Annotated in this window: 15 protein-coding genes; 10 read left to right on the top strand and 5 right to left on the bottom strand. The window is 42.2% G+C overall.

Annotation, left to right across the window (positions count from 1 at the left end):
• The coding region (locus BCU12_RS14975; RefSeq protein WP_102405062.1) for a 3-deoxy-7-phosphoheptulonate synthase at nucleotides 1-860 on the bottom strand (860 nt) is incomplete at its 3' end.
• Nucleotides 861-1,044: 184 nt separating this feature from the next.
• Here BCU12_RS14975 and BCU12_RS14970 point away from each other — a divergent pair.
• Nucleotides 1,045-1,947 carry a putative PEP-binding protein gene (locus BCU12_RS14970; protein ID WP_102405061.1) on the top strand — a complete coding sequence of 301 codons (903 nt, stop codon included), beginning with the start codon at nucleotides 1,045-1,047 and terminating at the stop codon, nucleotides 1,945-1,947.
• A 165-nt stretch (nucleotides 1,948-2,112) separates the two neighbouring features.
• Nucleotides 2,113-2,589, top strand: a complete 477-nt coding sequence (locus BCU12_RS14965) for a DUF4442 domain-containing protein (RefSeq protein ID WP_102405060.1) — start codon at nucleotides 2,113-2,115, stop codon at nucleotides 2,587-2,589.
• On the opposite strand, the gene BCU12_RS14960 is transcribed toward BCU12_RS14965, so the two are convergent.
• Nucleotides 2,586-3,971: a hypothetical protein gene (locus BCU12_RS14960; RefSeq protein ID WP_102405059.1), complete on the bottom strand. Its 1,386-nt coding sequence runs from the start codon at nucleotides 3,969-3,971 to the stop codon at nucleotides 2,586-2,588. The genes BCU12_RS14965 and BCU12_RS14960 overlap by 4 nt on opposite strands.
• A gap of 101 nt (nucleotides 3,972-4,072) precedes the next feature.
• On the opposite strand from BCU12_RS14960, the gene BCU12_RS14955 reads away from it, so the two are divergent.
• Complete coding sequence (locus BCU12_RS14955) at nucleotides 4,073-4,909, top strand: S1-like domain-containing RNA-binding protein (RefSeq protein WP_102405058.1); 837 nt, start codon at nucleotides 4,073-4,075, stop codon at nucleotides 4,907-4,909.
• Nucleotides 4,910-5,149: 240 nt separating this feature from the next.
• Here the strand turns inward: BCU12_RS14955 and rsmF are convergent, their stop codons facing one another.
• The 3 genes from rsmF to BCU12_RS14940 form a co-directional block, all read right to left on the bottom strand.
• Nucleotides 5,150-6,574 (bottom strand): 16S rRNA (cytosine(1407)-C(5))-methyltransferase RsmF, encoded by a 1,425-nt coding sequence (gene rsmF / locus BCU12_RS14950; RefSeq protein WP_102405057.1) that lies wholly within the window; start codon nucleotides 6,572-6,574, stop codon nucleotides 5,150-5,152.
• Nucleotides 6,575-6,713: 139 nt separating this feature from the next.
• Nucleotides 6,714-9,344, bottom strand: a complete 2,631-nt coding sequence (locus BCU12_RS14945; RefSeq protein WP_102405056.1) for an MlaD family protein — start codon at nucleotides 9,342-9,344, stop codon at nucleotides 6,714-6,716.
• Nucleotides 9,337-10,584 (bottom strand): paraquat-inducible protein A, encoded by a 1,248-nt coding sequence (locus tag BCU12_RS14940; protein WP_102405055.1) that lies wholly within the window; start codon nucleotides 10,582-10,584, stop codon nucleotides 9,337-9,339. The genes BCU12_RS14945 and BCU12_RS14940 overlap by 8 nt, the downstream gene beginning before the upstream one ends.
• Nucleotides 10,585-11,430: 846 nt before the next feature.
• Between BCU12_RS14940 and BCU12_RS14935 the strand changes: the two genes are divergently transcribed.
• The 7 genes from BCU12_RS14935 to BCU12_RS14905 all read left to right on the top strand — a co-directional run bounded on the left by BCU12_RS14935 (nucleotide 11,431) and on the right by BCU12_RS14905 (nucleotide 23,656).
• Entirely contained in the window at nucleotides 11,431-11,904 is a 474-nt protein-coding gene (locus tag BCU12_RS14935) for a GAF domain-containing protein (protein ID WP_102405054.1), read from the top strand.
• 99 nt (nucleotides 11,905-12,003) lie between these two features.
• A complete protein-coding gene (gene proQ, locus BCU12_RS14930; protein WP_102405053.1) occupies nucleotides 12,004-12,639 on the top strand; it encodes an RNA chaperone ProQ in 636 nt (211 codons plus the stop codon).
• A 17-nt stretch (nucleotides 12,640-12,656) separates the two neighbouring features.
• Entirely contained in the window at nucleotides 12,657-14,666 is a 2,010-nt protein-coding gene (gene prc, locus BCU12_RS14925) for a carboxy terminal-processing peptidase (protein WP_102405052.1), read from the top strand.
• A 144-nt stretch (nucleotides 14,667-14,810) separates the two neighbouring features.
• On the top strand, nucleotides 14,811-15,473 hold the full coding sequence (locus tag BCU12_RS14920; protein WP_102405051.1) for a hypothetical protein: 663 nt from the start codon (nucleotides 14,811-14,813) through the stop codon (nucleotides 15,471-15,473).
• A gap of 204 nt (nucleotides 15,474-15,677) precedes the next feature.
• Nucleotides 15,678-18,284, top strand: a complete 2,607-nt coding sequence (gene pepN / locus BCU12_RS14915) for an aminopeptidase N (RefSeq protein ID WP_102405050.1) — start codon at nucleotides 15,678-15,680, stop codon at nucleotides 18,282-18,284.
• Between the two features lie 122 nt (nucleotides 18,285-18,406).
• On the top strand, nucleotides 18,407-18,625 hold the full coding sequence (locus BCU12_RS14910; protein ID WP_102405049.1) for a DUF2835 domain-containing protein: 219 nt from the start codon (nucleotides 18,407-18,409) through the stop codon (nucleotides 18,623-18,625).
• A 189-nt stretch (nucleotides 18,626-18,814) separates the two neighbouring features.
• Nucleotides 18,815-23,656, top strand: a complete 4,842-nt coding sequence (locus tag BCU12_RS14905) for an NAD-glutamate dehydrogenase (RefSeq protein WP_102405048.1) — start codon at nucleotides 18,815-18,817, stop codon at nucleotides 23,654-23,656.
• Nucleotides 23,657-23,696 lie beyond the last annotated feature (40 nt).

Raw genomic sequence — 23,696 nt, 5'->3', positions numbered from 1 at the left:
CAGATATCACGAGCAACATCGATTTGCTTGCGGTGCTGCTTCTCACAGTTAGCGTGGCTGAAGTCGACAACCAAACGTGTCGGTAGTGACACCTCATCTAACTTTTTGCAAGCTTCTTCGACTGAATCGGCATCAAAGTTTGGCCCTTGATCACCACCACGTAAGATGATATGACCGTGAGGGTTTCCACTCGTACGGTAGACAGTCATGCGGCCATTTTTGTCAGGCGAATAGAAGTAGTGTGAGGCATTAGAAGCACGAATGGCATCAATGGCGATCTTTACGTTGCCGTTGGTTCCGTTTTTAAAGCCGACTGGGCAAGACAGTGCAGACGCCATTTCTCTATGAATTTGAGACTCGGTGGTTCTGGCTCCAATCGCACCCCAAGAGATCAGGTCTGCAATATACTGACCAGTGATCATATCTAGAAATTCAGTCGCAGTCGCCAAACCAAGCTTGTTTATATCAAGCAGTAGCTTACGCGCTTTATTAAGCCCGGTTTCTAGCGCATATGAGCCATCAAGATTAGGGTCAGTGATCAAGCCTTTCCAACCAACGACTGTTCTTGGTTTCTCAAAGTAAGTACGCATAACAATAAACAGCTCTTCACTGTATTGCTGCTGTATCTTGGATAGTTTTGCTGCGTAATCAAGAGCAGCGTCAGTGTCATGCACCGAACAAGGGCCGACAATAACCAATAGTCGTTTGTCTTCACCCGTTAGAATGTTTTCAATTTGGCGACGTGAATGCGCGATTTTGCTAGCAACATCTTCAGTAATAGGATGAGCGCTTCCAAGCTCTGCCGGTGTCGGCATAGGACCCAATGGCTGGGTTCTCAATTCATCTGTTTTTAATGGCATGTTATTGCTTGTACCTTCAATTGCGAAGCGGTAAAGATAACGGAAATAGGCGTAGGAATAAACTCTTAACCCTGAATCTTTTTGTGGCTTAGGGTTTACACGTGTAAATAGTGGGAATATGCGTAATAGTCTTAGCGAACATGTGTTCTAATCCAAATAATACTTGGATAGATATGAAGCAGTAATGAGTATTCCAATAATAACCACGATAGAGAATGATTTAGTCCTTGGCGATGCATTTCCATCGACACAGGATGTAACGCAATCTTCCAAGACAGACAAACCTCACCTCTTTGTCTCCATGGCTGATTTAATTCAAGACCAGATTTTCTTTCATCCCTCAATGACACTGAATTTAGAGGGGCTCTCGGCACTTGAGAAAACGTCAATAGACAGCATTGTCGCAGGCAGTGAGGTTTCAGATTACTTTGTACAAATGATGTGTTCTCAGATTGAAGGGTCTATACGGCCGCATCACGAAAGGATCAGAGTTTGCTTGAATAGCATGGACAGCCAAGCGTTGGGCTCACTCATTGGTGGAGGTATCGAAGAGCCAGAGGAGAATCCTGCATTAGGCTTACGTGGCGTAATTCGCTACGCATCTAAGACGTATGCGGCTGCGTTTTCACTTGAGTGTGAAGTTGTAAAAGCATTGCGAGATAAGGGAATCAATACTGAGGTTGTCATACCGTTTGTTAGAACGTTGGCTGATGCCGCAACTATCATTGATAAGTTGGCCGAGCAAGGCCTACCGAGAGGGCTAAATGGCTTGAAAGTGCTGTTTAGTGTTGACGTTCCCTCGTCGGTTATTCTAGCAGAACGACTTCTACACTATTTTGATGGTGTTGTCACTCACCTAGATAACCTTGCGCAATTTGCGTTGGGTGTGGACAAAATGTCAGAGAGACTAGAAAACAGTTTTGACCCAGAGAATGAAGCCGTGATTCAGCTGATTGATCTGGTCGAAAAGGCTTCACTCAGTGTTAAGAAACCGATGGTATTGGTTGCGCATTCTATTCAAGAAACCAAGAAGCTGCATCATTACCTCGCTGAGAAGAAGAGAATAGATGTTATCGTGACCGATTAAAATATTTGGTTAGTTACATTGTCACCTGTACTTGGTTCAATGCATCATAACTCTTGGGCCAGTTTGTTTAGATCTGGCCCTTCCTCACTGTATCGAGTATCGATAATTGACAATTCTCAGTATTTTATATGAACTGGTCTGATGACTTTATGTTAAGGATTCGACATGTTATCAGAGCTAAGAAAGGCCAACATCTATTTATCACTTTTTGGATTGTTCAAAGTCCCCTTTATTTGGTTATCTCGCCCTAAAATACTCCATCTTGATCAGGAGCGAGTTGAAGTGAAAATTCCGCTTAAACGAAGAAGTAAGAATCATTTAAATAGTATGTACTTTGGGGTACTTTGTGTAGGCGCTGATGTTGCTGGTGGTTTTATGGCGATGAGCAAAGCACAATCTCGTGGAGAAAAGGTCTCGTTGGCTTTTAAATCGGTGCGAGGAGAGTTTTTAAAACGTCCCGAGGCTGATGTCCATTTTCATTGTGATGACGGTGCGCTGATTGATAGCATGTTGGATGAAACGATCGAATCGGGGGAGCGAGTAAACCAAGAGGTTAAAATTACAGCAACCAGTCCATCGCTTAATGGCGACGAACCGATGGCTGTTTTCTACCTTACCTTGTCGTTAAAGCGTGTGAGCTAGCCTTTAATGAGTTCTCTAGGCGCTTCTTTGTTGTCAATTTCCATAGACTCAATCGCGACAATTTTGCTTCGATTTAGAATGATCTTCCAACGATAATATTGTGGCTCATTGTTGTGGTTGTCTTCTTTGACAATAAGATTGAGTAGGTGCCTTTTTTCTACGGACTCTTTCGTTACTTGACCATTATTCAGTTGGTAAAGCTTGTTCGAGCCTTTGTCCATAAGGCGAGTCAGGCTTCTCATGCTTACCTGAAGAGTTTCACGTGTTTCTTCATAACCACTCATAAAGCGAGACGTCGACATCTCTGTTTCTGACCGATAATGGAGGATTTGTTCTTCACGCTGTACCACACGCTTTTTACGAATCGCTAATATTCTATCAGGTAGCTTACTCATTGATTTGTAATCGAGCCATTCGTTTTTCTGCCCAACCGCCTTTTTAGTCGTAGGATCGATATAGGTTCTGCGCCATTTTGCTTTGCCTTTTCGAATCACACGCCAAAGTACATCCCTTAGATCGTCTTTAAAGATTTCACGTAAGGCGTATACAAAAGACATTGCGACGATAAACGATGCAGTGATCTCTCCCCAATAGTCACGGGCAACAATGACAGTGATTGTTACGAAGACCATAACCAATCCAGTCGCAACGCCTTTTACCGCGCGTTTCATGTTTTTACCGAGCGAGGTGACTTTCTCTTTTAACACAATAGGGTGCTCAATAAGGCGACGTAATAGGCGCATTTTGTTGCTCATTCGCGTCGCGTCATCGCGAACGTTTTTAGAGTTGTAATTATTGAGTTTACGATGGGCGGTTTCTTTTTCTATTATCGTAACCAGTCGCTCTTTGATTGTTTTGTAATCACCATCTCTTGGCATATGGGCAATCAAAGACATAAACTTTTGGCCAGTATACCAAGATAGGTAGTTGTCTATATTGGCATAATAGCGCTTCAAGCTTTCTTCAAACGGAATCGCACGTCGTAATCTTTTAAGGATGTCTAACGCGAGTTCAATGACTTCATCAACATCATCCGCATTGACAGTATCAGTATTGTTTTTGTTTAGCTCAGCTACGGCTTTATCCAACGCGATGACATATTGATAGGCGAATAAGCTTAAACTTACGCGGTATTGAGTTGTTGATAAGCGACCACGTTTAGCGAGCCGGCTGTGAACCAAAGGCAGTAATGTTTTATCACTAAAGTAAGCTCTTTTTTGATTGATAGAGCTATAGTAAAAAGCACTTTCACTTAATACTTCTGGGGATAAACCGAGTTCTCCTGGCACAAAAAGGTATACATCCAAATCGGACTTTTTGGTTAATGCCATCGCATGGGAAATTTTGAGGGTAATAGCGTCATGTTTATCGACGGTGACCAAATACTGCTCCTGAGATATTTCTGAAAATTAATCAACACAACTAGCGAAAGGATAACAGAGTTTAGTTATAATCGCCGTAAATTTAAAAAGAGACAGATAAAATGGTTAATGTTGGTCAAGTGAACAAGTTAGAAGTCATTAGGAAAGCTGATTTTGGCGTATTTTTAGACGCTGGAGATTATGGCTCTACTTTATTACCTAATAAACATGCACCTGAAGGTGTAGAAGTTGGCCAGACTGTCGACGTATTTCTGTATTTTGACTCCGAAAATCAGCTTGCCGCTACAACGGAAACGCCAGTCGCTCAAGTTGGGGAGTGGGGATTAATGGAAGTTGTTGGTGTGAATAGTACTGGCGCTTTTGTCAACTGGGGAGTCACCGCGAAAGATCTGCTTGTTCCTTATAGTGAGCAGCGCGGCACCTTACGTGAAGGCTCTAACATTCTCGTTTACGTATACTCAGACAAAGCGTCAGGGCGAATTGTCGGTACGACGAAGTTTAATAAATTGCTAGATAAAACACCGGCTAATTATACGGTGAATCAACAAGTGAGCCTCATTATTGCTGAGCGTAGCGATCTTGGTTATAAGGCCATTGTAAATGGTGAGCACTGGGGAATGATTTTTCCGTCAGACGTTTTTGGTAAGTTGTTTATCGGTAAACAGCTGAAAGGCTACATAAAGTCGATTCGTGATGATGGCAAAATCAATTTGTCACTGCAGAAAATCGGTGTGGCTAAAATGGATGAGTTGAGCACGAAGGTCATGGATTTGCTTGAAAAGAAAGGCGGCTTTTTACCTTTGAATGATAAATCATCACCTGATGCGATCTTCACTACTTTTAGAACCAGTAAGGGTACATTCAAAAAGACCATTGGTGGCCTTTACAAGCAAGGCAAGATTACGATAGATAAAGAAGGCATTAACCTAGTTAAATAGTCCCTTCCTGTTGAAGGCGTAATGGTTGTTGTTGCAATAGTGATGACGACTATTGTGAGTCATAAACGGCAGCTATTCTTGAACGCAAAAAAAGGCCCAAAACGTCCTGTTCTGGGCCCGGGGAAGAAGCTCAAAAGAGCCTACGCTAATGGTTTTGTGTTTCTTCTTACTTAAACAATTATAGTACAACTTACCCATTCGTCACGGAGGCAAGGACAATTCATACTAATGTTCTAGTCATTAGAATAAGTTCTTATCTTTAACCAACTCTCTTGGAAGGCCATTCTTTACACGGTTTCCGACCCATTTCCCAAGCCCAATCACATCGTTACTAAACTTAACGATCACTTCGCCTTTATCAGGAGTGGCATTTGGCCGTACATCTCGACCCATGAACCACTCACGAGCTTCATCAATGGAAAGTGCTACGCTTTTTTCTTCCGTACCTAATGCGAGAGTGGTTGCGACTTGATGTTGCCAGCGGTAGCCATTTTTATGAGTCTCAGCAATCTTTATACCCATACGAGAGAATCTTAATTCACCGATCATTGGTTCTAGTGCCTTAGGGAATAACCAAACATCTTTATCTCGAGTCCAAAGGCTACTTTCTTCTGGTATATCAATACCAAGGGCTTGCTTGAGCGCATGGTCAATCTCTTGATGAACCTTCTTTGATGCTTTTTCGAATGGGAATTTCCCCATACGCTTTTTTACATCAGGTGCGATAGTCGGCCCCGTTTTTCTTATGCGAGCAACAAAGAAGCCCTCACAGTCGTACACCTGAGGGAAGATGTGCAGAAACCCTTCACGCGTGGTTGCCAATGACGCATTAGGGAACAATTCACTAAGGTCATCAAATTCGACAAGATCGCCAAAGGTGTCTTTTAAATGTTGGCAAACTTTTTGGTTTTCGTACTTGCTTAAGGTACAAGTCGAATAGACTAAAGTGCCATTAGGCTTCAAAGCATGAAAAGCGCTTTCAATGAGTTCTTTTTGTGTATCTGCAATGTTCTTTACTGCGTCTAAACTCCAGTTTTTCATCGCATCAGCGTCTTTGCGAATTGTACCTTCGCCAGAGCATGGGGCATCGATCAGTACCGCGTCAAACTGCTCAGGTAACCATCCGCCGAACACTTTACCGTCAAAATTGCTTAATGCAGTGTTTCTAATACCGCAGCGCTCAATATTGGCATGCAGTACTTTGACTCGGCTTGCAGAGTATTCATTGGCAACCAGAACGCCGCTATTTTTCATGAGGGCTGCTATCTGTGTCGTTTTTGAGCCCGGTGCTGCTGCCATGTCCAAGACGGAATGATACTGAGAGTCTTCATTATCGAACAGGGCACTGACTGGCATCATGGAGCTGGCTTCTTGAATGTAGAAAAGGCCAGACATATGTTCTGCTGAATTGCCTAATGGGACGCTAGACTCATCGGCCGTAATCCAAAACCCATGGTCACACCATGGAACAGGCTCTAAGTCCCACTTCTTTTCTTTAGCACGTTCAATGAAATCAGCGACAGAAATTTTTAGTGTGTTAACACGAATACTTTTACGTAACGGGCGCTTACAGGCGTCAATAAAGTCAGTCATGTTGAGTGAAGCGGGAAGAATAGCTTCGATCTCGGTTAAAAACTCTTCAGGAAGATAGATATTAGCGTGCACAGTATTCGCTCTGATAAATTAATTGGCAGAATTATAACTAACTTTGACGCAGAAGAATAAAAAAAGCAGCGAAAGGCTGCTTTTTCTTAGGTTAGGTAGAAAAGATATCTACGAAGTTTTTGGTTTCCAAGAGCCTAGTTTATGGCTTAGGAATAGGCGTTCGCCATTTTACCCACTTTTCATCTGGGGTAGGGTGTAAGTAGAACGATTGGTTCGAGTCGGCGATGGGTTGCAGTTGCTTGCCTTCTGGTGTCGCGAAGGTTATTCCACCATTTAAGATACTGTCGAGTGTTCCTGACTTAATGTTTGCGCCAGTTAGACCAATAGAGACGTCTAATCCAGATGTATTCCAGAATACAGAATTTGCACGCACTAGATGAGAGTATTGACTGTCTACGCGCAATGTAGTGATGATTCGGTCTGCAAATTCTCCTAACTTAATGTCAGTCACTTCACCTACCTGCATATCTCGATAAAGAACGGGTGTCCCAACCGAGACAGATCCGCGACTTTCGCTTTGCAGTGTGAAGATCACCCCTGGCTGGTCTTTAGGCATAGGCTGTAGGGAGAATTGGTTATGAGCGTCACCCTCGCCAGGTTGAACGAATATAGTCGGGTTTAATATGCTTTCTATATTGTCGATGCCAGAAAGGCCGATCTTGGCTTTAGCGACCCAAAAGTAGCTACCATGACGTGCAATTTCTTTGGAATACTCTGGTAATATCCTCGCTTTTAATTCGACTTGCTGATTGCCAAAGTTTGGTGTGACCAATGTTATCTCACCAATTTCTACACCGTTGTACTTTAACGACGTTCCTTTAGACACAACATTTTCATTGCTTGTTAAAAGGGTTATGACATGGCCAAATTTTCTTGCCTGATTGAAGTCAGAATACAGCTTCCAATTATCACCTAACTTATTTTCGACCCCGGCTAGGTTATCAAAGGCAATGCCACCTTGAATCAGTGTCTTAAGTGGTGCTGCCTTTACACTGATTCCAGCTAGAGATGCGTCCACTTCAATCCCTGAACGATTCCAAAATACCGTTTGATCTGTAAGAAGGTGTTTATATTGATTTTCAATAGTGGCTGAAATCTTGATTCCGCCATCAACCAGATTGAAACCGGAAACACTACCAACTTGGAGGTTGCGATAAAGTAATGGGCTACCTTTTGAAATTGACGGCAGTTCATTGGCAAAAAGGGTAATGCGCTTAGAACCGGAAAGGTTGTATTTCGCGAGTTCGGCAAGCGATTGACTTGCGTATAAGTGATAGCTTTCGCTCGCTTGTTTATTGCCTTCACTCACAAAGCTAATAGAGCCAGACAATAGCTGCTTAGCGGGCGGTACGGATATGCTGAGACCAGATTCGGTTAATTCTGCAGAGGCACTTCCGGTGACATAAAATCGATTTTTTGAGCGAATTAAATGTGCGTAATCATCTTCAATGAGCGCACTTAGACGAACGGTGTCGTCGACAAGTCTAACATTGGTAATCGAGCCAACATTGATGCCCTTATATAATATTGCAGCACCAACGTCCAAGCCAAAGGAATTATCAGCGGTTAAATCAATAGAGACGGAGCGTGAATTACTCATCTCAAAGTCGTTTTTTCGGATCGCCGTAAAGTGTCGAGAGCGTTCCCCATCTTCGGGTACGAGAGATAAAAAGTTCCCTTTGACCAAATTACCTATGTTTTCAACACCAGTCAGCGACACTTTGGCTTCTTCTAGTATAAATGCGCTGTTAGAGGTCAACATGTCACTAAAAGCAGGCTGAATGGCTGCAGCTGCAATAATCTGTTCGCGACCTTCACTAAGCTGTAGGTTCGTGATCTGCCCAACTTCTAAACCGCGATACATAATAGGTGCGCCAGAAGCACTGATTTTACTGTCGTCAGGCAGCACAATTTTGATGGGAATACCGCGACCCGCTGTTTTTAGGTCTCGGTACAATTTGAATTCAGTTGTCTCTACGATTGGTTTTCCTTCACCAGGGGAGTCCACCGCAATAGACCCAGAGATAAGGGCGCTAAAACTTTCCAAGCGAACGTCCACGCCTTCAAAACCAATGTTCGCTCCAATTCCACTTACGTTCCAAAAGCGGCTTTCATCGGTAATAATGTGTCGATATTCGTCTTGTATAGAAGCTTTAATGATGACACTTTTTAAATCTGAATCCAGTTGGTAGTCGTACACTTCGCCAATCGGAATTTTCTTATAGACGATTTGTGACCCGATCGAGATACCACCAAGGTCGCGCGCTTTTAAACGAATATTCAAGCCTTTGTTAGTGAGAAGGTCTGACGGGGGGCCATCAAGAGCAACAAACTCAGTTTCGGGTTCATTTGATGTATCGCTAGGGTGGATTGAAATATAGTTACCGGAAACCAATGCATCCAGACCAGATACACCCGTCAGACTGGCTGTCGGTTTCACAAGCCAGAACCGTGTTTCTTTGGAGAGTAGTTTGGTCGCTTCCGGGTAGATGTCGGCATCGACATAGATACTTTCCAGATCATCAGAAAGGTTAATGTCTTTGACAATACCAACTTCAAGGCCCTGGTAACGAATGGTCGTTCTTCCCGCGACTAGCCCCTGAGCATCTGAAAAGTAGATCTCAATTCTCTGACCAGCATCATGAATGGTTTTGACGACAAGCCAACCTGCTAAGACAAACGTCAGGATAGGGAGCAACCAAAGGGGTGATATGCCTTTATTGCGCTTAACCGTGGGTGAAAACGAAGGTTGTGTTGCTCCATTACTCATTATTTGACTCTTTATTCTCTGACTTAGGGTGGTTGTCCCACAATAATCTTGGATCTAAGCTTTCTGCGGCTAGCATGGTCATCACCACTACCAAGCCGAAAGCAACGGCCCCGAAACCGGGTGTAAAGTTAAGTATCTGACCTCTATCCACTAAGGTTAGCATGATAGAGATAACGAACAAATCCAGCACTGACCATTTGCCGACCCATTTAACAACGAAGTAAACGGTCATTCTCTGTCTATTGTTCATATGACGTTTTAGCTGAATGGCGAGCAATAAGTAAGTCAGTCCTAGAATCTTTGCGATAGGCACAATAATACTCGCAATAAAAAGAACAGCGGCGATGCCGTACATATCGCTCTCAACAAGAGAAAGTACACCAGACATAATGGTGTCTTCTTGGCGTTGACCGTTGGCAATTAATATTGAAATAGGCACTAAGTTTGCTGGCAATACTGCCACAGACGCGGCGATGAGGTAGGCCCACGTTTTTTGTAAGGAACGAGGTGTCCGGTGGTGTATAGGTTGGTGACAACGAACACAGGTTTCACCTTCAGGCTGTGAAAGATGACAGTTATGGCAGTGAATGGTCTTTTCTGTGAACTCATAGTCCGCTTCTTTTGACCAGGACTCCCAGTAACGACGAACACTGATACGGCTTATCAATAGAACCGTGAAAAGTTGCAGTAACACCAAACCATATAAGCCGGGGCCGATGAAAATATCTGAATAGTCTTGCAATTTGAAACAAGAAACCGCAATGCTCACCAAAAACACATCGAGCATCACCCAGTGTTTCAAACCTTGGATAATTGTTAATGCAAAACGAAGTGTAGTGAAAGAGTGAACTTTCATCGCTATGTGCGCAGCAACAACCGAGAGGCATACTGTGAGAGGTGCTAAAGAGCTGCAGAAAAGAATCAGAAGCCCTAATGCAATGTATCCTTCGTCAATAAGAAGAAATGTACCCGCGGGTAATGTTGCAGGAATCATGACACCGACAAGTCGTATGCTAATGAAATCGAAAAAATGCGAAGGGATGAAAAGCAGCAGGCAGGTAATCGCAATGGCCAAATTGCCAGATAGCGATGGAGTTCCACCTCGATAAAGTTGAGTGCCACACCTTGGACAATACGCAGAGCTACCTTGCTTTACAGCAATAGTGTCGACAGGCAGTTCGCAGCCATGGCATAGCCTAACATTGACAGGTTTAGAAGAATGTTCAGTCAGCGAGCCCACATCTTTCCTTGAAGTTTAAGAATCAAAAAATAGTTGTCGTTCTATCAAATTACGTAATATCACTATCCATCTTGTATCGATTGATACTTGGTCAAACAGAGCCATAAGCGATCTAAACAATGCTAGAGTCTGGCAATTATTGAGGACCAAAATGGCCCTATAGTTAATCGACCAGTACAAAAAAGGATGCCTACTTCAACCCTGAGAGTAATCGTTAGTTGGAGGCAGTGTTATAATCAAAACAAGTATTAATTTAGCGGCGTACTGCCCCATCTACTGATACAGACTAGACCTGTCTTGCGTAAGATAGCAAATATCAACTCGATAGGTTTCATTTTACCAATGTTGATTTTTTATTTGTCCCAACTGGATGCAAATCTCTGTAACAGAAGCTCTTATTTACAGCATATAGTGTACACGAAGTTATGAACCGTAGATTATGCCTTAACGCGCAACTAAAAGTATAGGTTATTGTAAAACCACAGCTATTTATAGATACGCAATCGCAGCACTGATATTTTTGGATTGTTCATAGTTAGAATGAATATCTTACAAAGTAGCAGTCGATCTCTTCATCTGTTGTTTGATGTTTATAAGTAGAGGTAACTCTGCCGTAAAGTTCGTTACGTCAACGCTAGTTAAACCGTGAGCAAACTCGATGCCTTTCTGGCTAGCTTTATATTTGCTAACGCGAGCAAGGTGTTAGGCTTTTTTACTTGAATTACAATCCGAGAGCGGCTAAAAGTAACCTTTCGTGTTGGTCTCTAGGCGATTGAGTTTGTTCCATCACTATAGAACAAACCTATTAAACTGCGCTGAGACTCAGTTTGTAAATTGGAACCATGAATGAAAATAGAACATTACCATCGACTCACCAAACAAGCTGTCGGGCTTTTGGAATCAGAACCAGATTTAGTCGCAAACTTATCCAATTTGAGTGCGCTCCTAAATATGGAGCTTGAAGACCTTAATTGGGTGGGCTTCTATCTGTTAAAAGGTAAAGAGCTTGTGTTGGGGCCTTTTCAAGGTAAACCTGCATGTGTCAGAATTCCGATGGGACGTGGTGTATGTGGCACAGCAGCCGATACAAATACGGTGCAACGCATTTATGATGTTCATCAGTTTTCAGGCCACATTGCATGCGATGCAGCAAGCAATTCAGAATTGGTTATTCCATTTTCGGTGAACGGAGAATTGGTTGGTGTACTTGATATAGATAGCCCAACAATTGGTCGTTTTAGTGAAATTGATGAAGAGGGATTAACATTTTTGATGAAAGAAGTAGAAAAGCTGTTCAATTCGCACGCTAACAAAGCATAAATTATCTATCTGGTGTGGTTTTTCGTTTCTAGGTCACTATAATACCACCCATATTTACTTTATCGCTTGCGGATAGGCCGCAATAACCAGGAATCCTCAATGGAAAATACTGAAAAGTTAAAAAACAGCAAAGAAGTTATCGCATACATTGCTGAATGTTTCCCTAAGTGCTTTACTTTAGAAGGTGAAGCAAAACCTTTGAAAATTGGTATTTTTCAAGATCTTGCAGAACGCTTGAGCGAAGATGAAAAAGTAAGTAAGACTCAACTTCGCGCAGCATTGAGACAGTACACTTCTTCTTGGCGCTACCTACACGGTGCTAAAACAGGCGCTACACGTGTTGATCTAGATGGCAACGCTTGCGGTGAACTTGAAGAAGAGCATGTAGAACACGCAAAAACTGCATTGGCAGAAAGTAAAGCCCGAGTTCAAGCTCGTCGTAAAGAACAAGCGCAGAAAGCGCGTGAAGAAGGCAAAGAAAAAGCAGCAGCTAAGCCAAAAGCGAAAAAGCCTCAAGCTCGTCGCTCTGCGCCTAAAGCACAAAAAACAGAAAGTAAGCCAGTAGAAACGCGTGCTTTGAATGCTGATGAAATGAAAGTTGGCAACGATGTAAACGTTAATATGGGTAAAGGAAACATGGCTGCGACCATTGTTGAAATTAATAAGGAAGATGTGCGAGTTCAACTAGCAAACGGCCTGCAAATGGTTGTGAAAGCGGAGTACTTGCGCGCATAAAGGAGATACTCCTACGCATGAAATGCCGTTCAAAATTGACTCTGATCGCTGCTGGCCTATGGCTAGCGGTGTCTTCAGCTCAGGCTCTAGAGGCCAAATTAAGCAAAGAGGACTTACCTGTTCTCGCTCCGGAAGTTCAGCATGAAACCGCAAGCAAACGCGTCACTTCACGCTTTACCCGTTCCCACTACAATCACTTCACCTTAGACGATCAGTTTTCTCAAGCAATATTTGCCCGCTATTTAGAAATGCTCGATTACAATCGAAATATTTTCACTCAGGCCGATATTGATTCTTTTTCTCAATGGTCGATTGGGCTCGATGAGCAGCTTAAAGCCGGCAATAATCAGATAGCTTTTGATGTTTATAATCAATCGATGCAAAAGCGATATGAACTCTTTAAATATGCATTGACACTTCTTGACACAGAAATGAAGTTCGATATTGATGAGAGTATAGAATTAGATCGCTCTGAAGCAGCTTGGCCTGCAAACATGGATGAGGTTAAAGAACTTTGGCGTAAACGCGTTAAATATGATGCTCTTAATCTGAAAATGACCGATAAAGAGTGGCCTGAGATTAAAGAGGTTTTAGGCAAGCGTTATAACAATGCAATAAAGCGTTTGAGTCAAACCAATAACGAAGATGCATTCCAGCTGTATATGAATGCCTTTGCTAGAGAAGTAGACCCTCATACGAGTTACCTTTCTCCTCGTAATGCCGAACAATTTCAGTCTGAAATGAATCTTTCGCTGGAGGGCATTGGTGCAGTACTTCAGATGACTGACGACTACACCGTTATTCGTTCACTAGTTGCTGGTGGGCCAGCATCAAGCAGCAAACAGCTTGATGAAGGCGACAGAATTGTTGGCGTTGGTCAAGATGGCAAAGAGATTGTTGATGTCATTGGTTGGCGATTGGATGACGTTGTTCAATTAATCAAAGGCCCCAAAGGCACTAAGGTAAATCTTGAGATATTACCTGATAGTAAGGATGCAAAAAGTCACGTTGTAACAATTGTCCGAGATAAGATTCGCTTGGAAGATAGAGCCGTCAAGTCAGAGATTATTGAAAGCGATGGCAAAAAGATTGGTGTACTTGAAGTACCTAGTTTTTACGTTGGCCTTTCTAAAGACACCGATGAGTTGATTTCTGAGCTTGTTGAAGATGGTGTTGACGGCATTATTGTTGATCTACGGAACAATGGTGGCGGTGCGTTAACTGAAGCAACGGCATTGTCTGGTCTATTTATTGAGAGTGGCCCAGTCGTTCAGGTTCGTGACAGTTATGGCCGAGTCAATGTTAACAGCGATACCGATGGGAAGACTAGCTACGACGGTCCGGTGACTGTTTTGGTCAATCGCTACAGCGCATCTGCATCGGAAATTTTTGCTGCTGCATTGCAAGACTATGGTCGCGCGATCATTCTTGGCGAGAACTCTTTCGGTAAAGGTACGGTCCAACAGCACCGTTCTTTGAATCATATCTACGATCTTTTTGAAAAAGAACTTGGTTATGTTCAATATACGATTCAAAAGTTCTACCGCATCAATGGTGGTAGTACGCAGAATAAAGGTGTCGTTCCCGATATTCCTTATCCAACGCCAATTGATCCTGCAGAAACAGGCGAAAGTGTAGAAGATAACGCTTTGCCATGGGATCAAATTGACAGAGTTAAGTACGAGACTTTGCAAGATAACAAAGCATTGATTGGCAAACTTACCGCTTTACATGATGTTCGCATTGCGAAGGATATGGAGTTTCAGTTTATTGCTCAAGATATAGAAAAATATCTAGTAGACAAAGACGATAACTCTATTACTCTCAGTGAGAAGATAAGACAAGATGAGAGCGATAAGAGCGACGATCTTCGTCTAGCGCGAGTGAATCAACGTCAAGAAGCAAATGGTGAAGAACCATACGCAACGTTGGATGATATTCCGAAAGACTATGAAGCTCCAGATGCGTACCTTGATGAGTCTGTTGCGATAATGGTTGATATGCTAAAAGCAGAATCGGAAAGCTAAACTAACTTTCTTTTATGAAGATAAATAAGAAATAGCGAGCATAATATGCTCGCTTTTTTTCATCTTATTACAATGTGATTTAGATCAAAATATGGCTTTCTTTGTGATGCGTGTCTAAGCTTTAAAAAAAGAGAGGGGCGTATTATGAGATGGATAGTTGTATTACTAGCATGTGTAAGCTTTTCAGTGTTCAGTCAAACATCTAATGATAATAAAGACTTAACTCAGTTTGACTTGCCATTTCTACTTGGTGATTGGTATTTGGTGAATCCTGATCCTAAAAACTCTAGTGATAACTTTATTGCCATAAAATTGTCACTCAATTCGAACTACTCCTTTCAAATCGATATTCAGAAAAAGGACTACAGTGTTGATCACTGGGAAGGCCTTTATGCGGCCAATGAAGATACCATTATTCTTGGTTTGAATGCGGATGAACCCCAAGTCTACAAGTATTCAGGGAACCATAACTTGCTTAACATGAATGGTGTCATGTTCACTAAAGCGTTACCTAATGCACTTGCTGGTATGTGGTCTAGTGAATCACTCGCCGGTGATGATCTATTGGCAAGCAACGTGAGCCAAATGGACATAATCTTACAGCCAGATTTTGTTTTTATGTTCAGAGTGATCAATGACAAAGGCGTGGAAAACGTTCACAAAGGTGTATATTACACGGAAGATGACCACTTAGTTTTACTTTATGAGAATGGTGAGCATGAAACACGATATACATTGAATGACGATAGGCTAACGCTCGAAGCTGAAGAAGGTGGCATGTTTGCGGTATTAAGCAGAATACGTTAACCGAAATACGACATGCTAAGGAAAAAATAACCTGAATTTTGAATGTGTGTAAATTCAGAAGTTAAGCGCTTAGTGTGACGTATATTTAGACAGTTATACGAGGTATTTTAACTAAATGCCTCGTTTTTTTTGTATAGGGGTTGTAACTATCTCAAACACGTCGTAGAAATAGAACAAAACCATCTAGTCGCAAGGATCAAGACCATGGCACACACGCCTCAAGCCAAGTATCGCAAAGATTATCAATCACCTTCTTTCACTATTTCCGATTTAGACCTTACCTTTGACCTTTTTGATACTGACACCTTGGTGACTGCTCATTCAACAGTCAAGCAGCTTTCAACCAGTACAAGTTTAGTTCTTGATGGTGAAGGCTTATCACTTAAAGAGATTATTATTGATGGTGAGAAATGGAGTGATTACGAAGTAACGGAATCAAGCCTCACTATTCATTCAATGCCTGGTGATTGTCAGCTGACGATCGTGACGAAAGTTAATCCTGAAGAGAACACTGCTCTTGAAGGATTATACAAATCAGGTGGTGCGTTCTGTACTCAATGTGAAGCTGAAGGCTTCCGACGAATTACGTACTACCTTGATAGACCGGATGTATTAGCAAAATTTACGACGACCGTCATTGCTGATAATAGCCAATATCCATTTTTATTGAGTAATGGTAACCGTGTTGATGAAGGGCAGCTAGAGAATGGTCGTCATTGGGTTAAATGGCAAGACCCACATCCAAAGCCTGCTTACTTATTTGCGTTGGTAGCCGGTAGCTTTGATGTTCTTAGAGATAAATACACTACAAAGTCTGGTCGAGATGTAGAGTTGGAGATCTTTGTCGACAAAGGAAACCTAGATCGAGCAAACCACGCGATGGTGTCGCTGATTAACTCAATGAAGTGGGATGAAGAGCGATTCAACCTAGAATATGATCTAGACATTTACATGATCGTAGCGGTAGATTTCTTCAACATGGGCGCGATGGAGAATAAAGGACTGAACGTCTTTAACTCTAAGTATGTTCTGGCCAATAATCAAACAGCGACAGACACGGATTATTTAGGTATTGAAGCTGTGATAGGGCATGAGTACTTTCACAACTGGACAGGTAACAGAGTCACTTGTCGTGACTGGTTCCAACTCAGCTTGAAAGAGGGTTTAACCGTATTTAGAGACCAAGAATTCTCATCTGACTTAGGCTCTCGAGCCGTGAATAGAATCAATAATGTTCGCATTATTAGGGGACCACAATTCGCCGAAGATGCGAGCCCAATGTCGCACCCGATCCGCCCAGATAAAGTTATTGAAATGAATAACTTCTACACACTAACTGTGTATGAAAAAGGCAGTGAAGTGATCAGAATGATGCACACTCTTCTTGGGGAAAAAGCTTTCCAAGAAGGAATGGCACTGTACTTCCAGCGTCATGATGGCACCGCCGCTACTTGCGAAGATTTTGTTTCATCTATGGAAACTGCATCAGGTATCGATCTTAAACAATTCCGTTTATGGTATAGCCAGTCTGGAACACCAAAAGTCACGGTTCAGAGTGAGTTTAACCAAGAAGACAAAACGTATTCCCTAACGGTGAAGCAAGTGACAGCGGCGACTCATGAGCAAAAAGACAAGCTGCCATTGCATATTCCTTTTGATATTGAGTTGTACGATGAGCACGGTAACGTCATTCCGCTACAGTGTAACGGTTTAAAAGTATCGAATGTTTTGGATGTGACCCAGGCGAGTCAAACGTTTGTGTTTGAAAACGTAGAGTCTTTGCCTATTCCATCACTCCTTCGAGAATTTTCTGCTCCTGTTGTATTGGAATATGAATACACAGATCAAGAATTAATATTCTTAATGAATCATGCGCGTAATGAGTTTGCTCGATGGGACGCGGGGCAGATGCTATTGGCAAAATACATTAAGAGCAATGTGCTCAATGTTCAGAACCAATCTAGCGTTGTGGTTGAATCTCAAGTTATCGATGCATTCCGCGGTGTTTTACTTAGCAAAGAATTAGAGCCAGCATTCATTGCAGAAGTGTTATCTCTTCCGAGCCATAATGAAGTGTCAGGTTGGTATGAGCAAGTTGATGTTGATTCCGTCGCATTAGTGCTGAAACAAATTAAGAAAACCTTCGCGAATGAAATGGCTGACGAGTTGAATGCGATCTACCATGCGATGGCTCAAGCAGAGTATACGATTGAGCATAAAGCTATTGGCGAAAGGGCTTTGCGTAATGTGTGTCTTTCTTATCTGTCTTTGACTGAAGTCGGAGAAGCGTTGGTTTCGTTACAATATGAGAAATCAAATAACATGACTGATACCATCGCGGCGATGATGTGTGCCAACGGTGCAGAGTTAAAATGTCGTGAAACACTAATGGCAGACTACAGTGACAAGTGGAGCCACGATGGATTGGTCATGGATAAGTGGTTTACGTTGCAAGGGACGAACCCTTCGAGCAATGCGCTAAGTGTGATCAAAAAAACAATGGATCACTCAGCATTCAGTATTAAAAACCCTAACCGTACACGTAGCCTGATCGGTGCATTTCTAAATGGTAACCCTGTACAGTTCCATGATAAGTCGGGGGATGGTTATCGCTTCGCAGGTGAAATCATTCGAGAGCTAAACAGCAGTAATCCACAAGTTGCATCACGTTTAATTGATCCATTATTGAAGTTTAAAAAATATGATCAACAGCGACAAGAGCTGATCAAAGAGCAATTAGAGAATCTGAAATCTTTGGATAACCTAGCGAAAGATCTTTATGAAAAAGTCACCAAAGCGCTAGAAAGCTAATCAATAAAACTCAGTAATAATGGCGTGGTGTCGTTAAGGCACCACTTTTTCATCTAGTGAAGTAGTGGTGAACTGCGTAGCTTGCACAGTATTTGTTAATAGAAGACATAGAGTTTGTAACAGTGAAACAGTATAACTTTTCTTTGAATATTACTTATCAAGCATTCTTAGACCATTACTCAGGTGCGGCGAGTGTTGTCCACGTTGTAACTGATTCGGGCTTAAGAGTGCAGTTGCCCGCCGTAAAGTTTCGAGCGTTTCTCAGTCAAATTGGTGTTAAAGGCCGTTTTAGGCTCACAACTGACCATAACAACAAGTTTCTAAAGTTAGAAATGCTATGAGCAATTGATTTCTCAGTTGTTTAAATAGAACGCCAATCACATTATCGAACATTCCTACTGTTACACGTAAAATTATCATTAACTATTTTTCAATAAAACTTTTACAATAAAATCATGCATTACCCGCTTTAAGCACTATGCTTACAGCATTCCCTACATAAAATACAATTCTAATAGCGGAGCGTGAATATGACCGTGCGTGAAACTCTAATGCCGGTTCTTCTTGAAAAGGTTTATAAACTTATTCAAGACAAACTAGAGCTTTCTGACCAACCCCTAGTCACACAACTTGCTCAACACCTGTTCAGCAATATTGCTCAAGAAGATTTGATAGAGAGAAATGAATCGGATCTTTATGGGGCTGTAGTTAGCCTCTGGCATCACATCAATGAAAAGAAACCAGAAGACATTTCAGTAAGAGTATTCAACCCTACGGTAAGCCGCCATGGTTGGCAGTCTACACATACCATTGTTGAGATGATTGTACCTGACAGCCCATTTTTGGTTGATTCTGTGAAGATGGCATTAAGTCGGTTAGACCTTTCTTCACACTTGATGCTTCACGGTCCAACGCAAATAGAGCGCGGTAAAAAAGGTCAGACTGTTGGGATCAACAGTGGTGATGGTATCTTCCAATCTCTTTTCCATATAGAGGTGGATAGATTAAGCAGCAAAGAGACAATGACCTCATTGAAAAATGAGTTACTTAGTATCATCACCGACACAGGTCATGTTGTAAAAGACTGGCTACTGATGGTAGAAAAACTCGAAGAAGTAACGAACGAAGTCGTTGGACAAAAAGAGATCATCGAGTCACAAGATGATCGTTATGACGATACGATCAAATTCTTACGATGGTTAGGCGATCATAACTTTACCTTCATGGGTTATAAAGAATACGACCTGATCAACGTTGATGGCGACACCGTTCTTACGCCAACAAAAGAGAAAGGCTTAGGCTTATTCTCAGAAGCCAATCGAGTAAGGGCTGTTAAGTTATCGGACTTTACGGATTCCGCTCGTTTAGAAGCGATGAAAGCATTTTTGCTTATCGTAACGAAAGGAAATGCTCAATCTCGAATTCATAGACCAGCGTACACCGATTACATTGGTATAAAGAAATTCGATAAGAAAGGCAAGGTGATTGGTGAACATCGCTTCACTGGTCTATATACCTCTGCCGTATATAACCAGAGCGTTGAAAGCATTCCGCTTATTCGTGAGAAGGTTGAACGCATATTAGAGATGAGTGGTTACCGTGACGGCTCATATTCCTACAAAGCTTTACATAACATTCTAGAAAACTATCCTCGTGATGAACTGCTTCAAGCGAAAGATAATGAATTATTAGAAGTTGGCATGGGTGTTGTGCAGATGCAAGACCGCGACATGCTAAGACTGTTTGTTCGCAAAGACCCATTTGGGCGCTTCTTCAGTTGCATGGTTTATGTCACTAAAGACAGATATAACACCGAATTGAGACGTCAGACTCAACGTATTCTCCAGCAGTACTTTGGTTGCGAGAAAGAAGTAGAATTCACGACGTATTTCTCTGAAAGCCCTCTAGCTAGAACCCATTACATTGTGCGTGTAGATAATAACAATATGGATGTAGATGTTAAAAAGATTGAACATAACTTAGTGGAAGCATCATCAACTTGGGATGACCGACTTTCAGAAGCCATTGTTGCTAACTTTGGGGAGAGTAAAGGGTTACCTATATCCAAAGATTATATGAGAGCATTCCCGCGTTCATATAAAGAAGACATGATGCCTGGTTCTGCTGTCGCAGATATAGAACGACTAGAAGCGCTTAACGATGACAATAAACTGGGCATGCTCTTCTATCGACCACAAGAAGAAGCTGCCGATTCAAAAGCCGTTAAGCTAAAACTTTACCATCGAGATGAACCCATTCATCTATCCGATGTGATGCCTATGCTTGAAAACTTGGGTTTACGAGTAATCGGTGAGTCGCCATATGAAGTGAGAAAAGTGAATGGACAGACATACTGGATCCTTGACTTCTCAATGCTTCATAAGAGTGATAAATCCGTCGATCTTCGTGAAGCAAGAGATCGATTCCAACAGGCATTTGCGTCTATCTGGGCAGGCAACCTAGAAAGTGATGGGTTTAACAGACTTGTTCTAGGGGCTTCATTGACCGGGAGAGAGATTTCAATCTTGAGAGCCTATGCTCGATATATGCGTCAAGTTGGGTTCCCATTCAGTCAGCACTATATTGAAGATACGCTCAATCATTACCCTCATATTGCCAAGGCTTTGGTCAATCTATTTATCAAGCGATTTGATCCTAAATCTAAAGGCAGTCAAAAAGGGCAAAACGATCTTATTAAGCAATTAACAGAGCAACTCGATCATGTGGAAAGCCTAGATGATGATCGTATCATTCGTCGCTACATGGAAATGATCACCGCTACGTTAAGAACCAACTACTACCAAATTGGTGAAAACAACGAACCGAAGCCATGGCTTTCTCTGAAAATGAAGCCAAGTGAGATTCCAGAAATTCCACAACCTGTCCCAGCGTTTGAGATTTTTGTGTACGCCCCTGATATTGAAGGTGTTCATCTACGCGGCGGAAAGGTTGCTCGTGGTGGTTTGCGTTGGTCAGACAGACAAGAGGATTTCCGAACTGAAATTCTAGGTTTGGTAAAAGCTCAGCAAGTGAAGAACACGGTTATTGTACCGGTGGGTGCGAAAGGTGGCTTCGTTTGTAAGCGACAACACAACTTCACCGGACGTGATGAAATATTTGCTGAAGGGCAACGTTGTTACAAACGCTTCATTCGCGCGTTACTGGATGTGTCTGATAATGTGATTGATGATGAAGTGATCCCTCCTAAGAATGTTGTCCGCCATGATGAAGATGATCCGTATTTGGTTGTTGCGGCCGATAAAGGCACGGCGACCTTCTCAGATTTAGCGAATTCTGTATCTGAAGAATACAATTTCTGGCTGGGTGATGCATTCGCATCCGGTGGATCCAATGGCTATGACCATAAAGCAATGGGCATCACGGCTAAAGGTGGTTGGGAATCGGTTAAACGTCACTTCCGTGAAATGGGAATCAACTGTCAGACCACTGACTTTACGGTAATTGGTGTGGGTGACATGGCAGGGGACGTATTTGGTAACGGTATGCTACTTTCGAAACATATTCGATTGCAGGCTGCGTTTAACCATATGCATATATTTATTGATCCGAATCCAGAATCTGCAAAATCATGGAAAGAACGCGATCGTCTATTTAATCTCCCACGCTCTGGTTGGGACGACTATAACGAAAAGCTTATTTCCAAAGGTGGCGGCATATTCTCTCGCCGTGCCAAATCAATTTCATTAACACCTGAAATTCAGAAAATGCTTGGTACGAAGAAAGGATCGATGACGCCGAACGAGTTGATTAAGAAGATCCTGTCTATGCAGGTTGATCTACTTTGGAATGGTGGGATCGGTACGTATGTTAAAGCGTCGACTGAAACCCATACGGATGTTGGTGACCGTGCCAATGATGTATTACGAGTCGATGGTCAAGATGTAAAAGCTAAGGTGATTGGTGAAGGTGGTAACTTGGGTATGACTCAGTTAGGGCGAATTGAATTTGCTTTATCTGGTGGTCGAGTTAACACCGATTTTGTTGATAATGTTGGTGGCGTTGATTGTTCTGATAATGAAGTGAATATTAAGATCTTCCTTAATGGTCTAGTGACTCATGGTGATTTGACGGTCAAACAACGTAATAAGATCCTTGAATCGATGGAAGATGAGGTCGGTGAGATCGTACTTGACGATGCATATTGCCAAGCCGAGTCTATTTCGGTAACCGAGCAGCAAGGTATCTCACTGGTTAAAGAACAAATTCGCTTTATTCACACAATGGAAAAAGCAGGGCATTTGGATCGTGCATTAGAGTACATTCCAGATGATGAAACGCTTCTAGAACGTGAAAAGCAGGGTAAGGCGTTAACGCGTCCAGAGCTTTCTGTGCTTATTGCCTACGGTAAGATGACGCTAAAAGAAGATCTTGTCCATGTTGACATTGCCAATGATGAATTTCATGCTCAAAACCTAGTATCCTATTTTCCAGAAGAGTTACGCCGTAACTATGTAAAATACATGGATAGTCATCCACTTAGAGCTGAAATTATAGCGACAGTATTAGCCAACCAAATGGTTAATGAAATGGGTTGTAACTTTGTCACTCGTCTACAAGAAGAAACAGGTTCAACGATTGTTGATATCGCTAATGCTTATGTGGCCGCCCGTGAAATCTATGGTTTAGGGGATGTATTGGTTCAAACTCGTGCTCTAGATAACAAAGCAGATTCGCAAGCGCAATATGATGTTCTTTATTATGTTCGCCGTACGTTAAGACGATTATCTCGATGGATACTAAGAAATCGCCCTGGTAAACAGTCGGTCAAAGAGTTGATCAACCTTTATCAAGCTGATGTCGATACCATTACAAGTCAATTGGATGGAATGCTCGTTAATGAAGAAGTCCAAGAGCATGAAGAAATGGCGCAACAATGGATCGAGAAAGGAATTTCTGCTGACTTAGCGAAATATGTGTCTCGATTGTCTAGTTTGTATTCAGTACTGGATATATCCACAGTGGCGCGAGAAAAAGGCAAATCCATCGAGCAAACAGCGAAGCTTTACTACAATCTTGGCGATCGTTTGTCTCTGCATTGGTTCTTGAAACAGATTAATGGCCAAGGCGTCGACAATAACTGGCAAGCCCTTGCGAGAGCAGCGTTTAGAGAAGACCTTGATTGGCAGCAAAGACAGTTAACGGGTCAGGTGATGAGTTGTAGTTGTGATCCTGATAAGTTAGACGTTATTAAAGCACTTGATGAATGGATCGTAAGTAATGAGGTTTCCCTGCACAGATGGGAAAACATACTGAATGAGTTTAAAGTGGGTTCTGTCCATGAATTTGCTAAATTTTCAGTAGCTTTGCGAGAATTGATGCTATTAAATTTGAATTGTGCAGCAAATGAGTAAATAATAATGCCCCGTCGATACGGGGCTTTTTATTCTTTCG

The sequence above is a fragment of the Vibrio sp. 10N.261.55.A7 genome (genome assembly GCF_002877365.1).
GTDB lineage: Bacteria > Pseudomonadota > Gammaproteobacteria > Enterobacterales > Vibrionaceae > Vibrio.
The sequence above is the reverse complement of the archived record's forward strand: the minus strand, read 5'-3'. Positions and strand labels throughout refer to the sequence as shown.

Excerpts from the sequence above, each read along its gene's own strand:
- BCU12_RS14970 (WP_102405061.1), top strand. The coding sequence starts at position 1,045 with ATGAGTATTCCAATAATAACCACGATAGAGAATGATTTAGTCCTTGGC.
- BCU12_RS14965 (WP_102405060.1), top strand. The coding sequence starts at position 2,113 with ATGTTATCAGAGCTAAGAAAGGCCAACATCTATTTATCACTTTTTGGA.
- BCU12_RS14955 (WP_102405058.1), top strand. The coding sequence starts at position 4,073 with ATGGTTAATGTTGGTCAAGTGAACAAGTTAGAAGTCATTAGGAAAGCT.
- BCU12_RS14945 (WP_102405056.1), bottom strand. The coding sequence starts at position 9,344 with ATGAGTAATGGAGCAACACAACCTTCGTTTTCACCCACGGTTAAGCGC.
- BCU12_RS14935 (WP_102405054.1), top strand. The coding sequence starts at position 11,431 with ATGAAAATAGAACATTACCATCGACTCACCAAACAAGCTGTCGGGCTT.
- proQ (WP_102405053.1), top strand. The coding sequence starts at position 12,004 with ATGGAAAATACTGAAAAGTTAAAAAACAGCAAAGAAGTTATCGCATAC.
- prc (WP_102405052.1), top strand. The coding sequence starts at position 12,657 with ATGAAATGCCGTTCAAAATTGACTCTGATCGCTGCTGGCCTATGGCTA.
- BCU12_RS14920 (WP_102405051.1), top strand. The coding sequence starts at position 14,811 with ATGAGATGGATAGTTGTATTACTAGCATGTGTAAGCTTTTCAGTGTTC.
- pepN (WP_102405050.1), top strand. The coding sequence starts at position 15,678 with ATGGCACACACGCCTCAAGCCAAGTATCGCAAAGATTATCAATCACCT.
- BCU12_RS14905 (WP_102405048.1), top strand. The coding sequence starts at position 18,815 with ATGACCGTGCGTGAAACTCTAATGCCGGTTCTTCTTGAAAAGGTTTAT.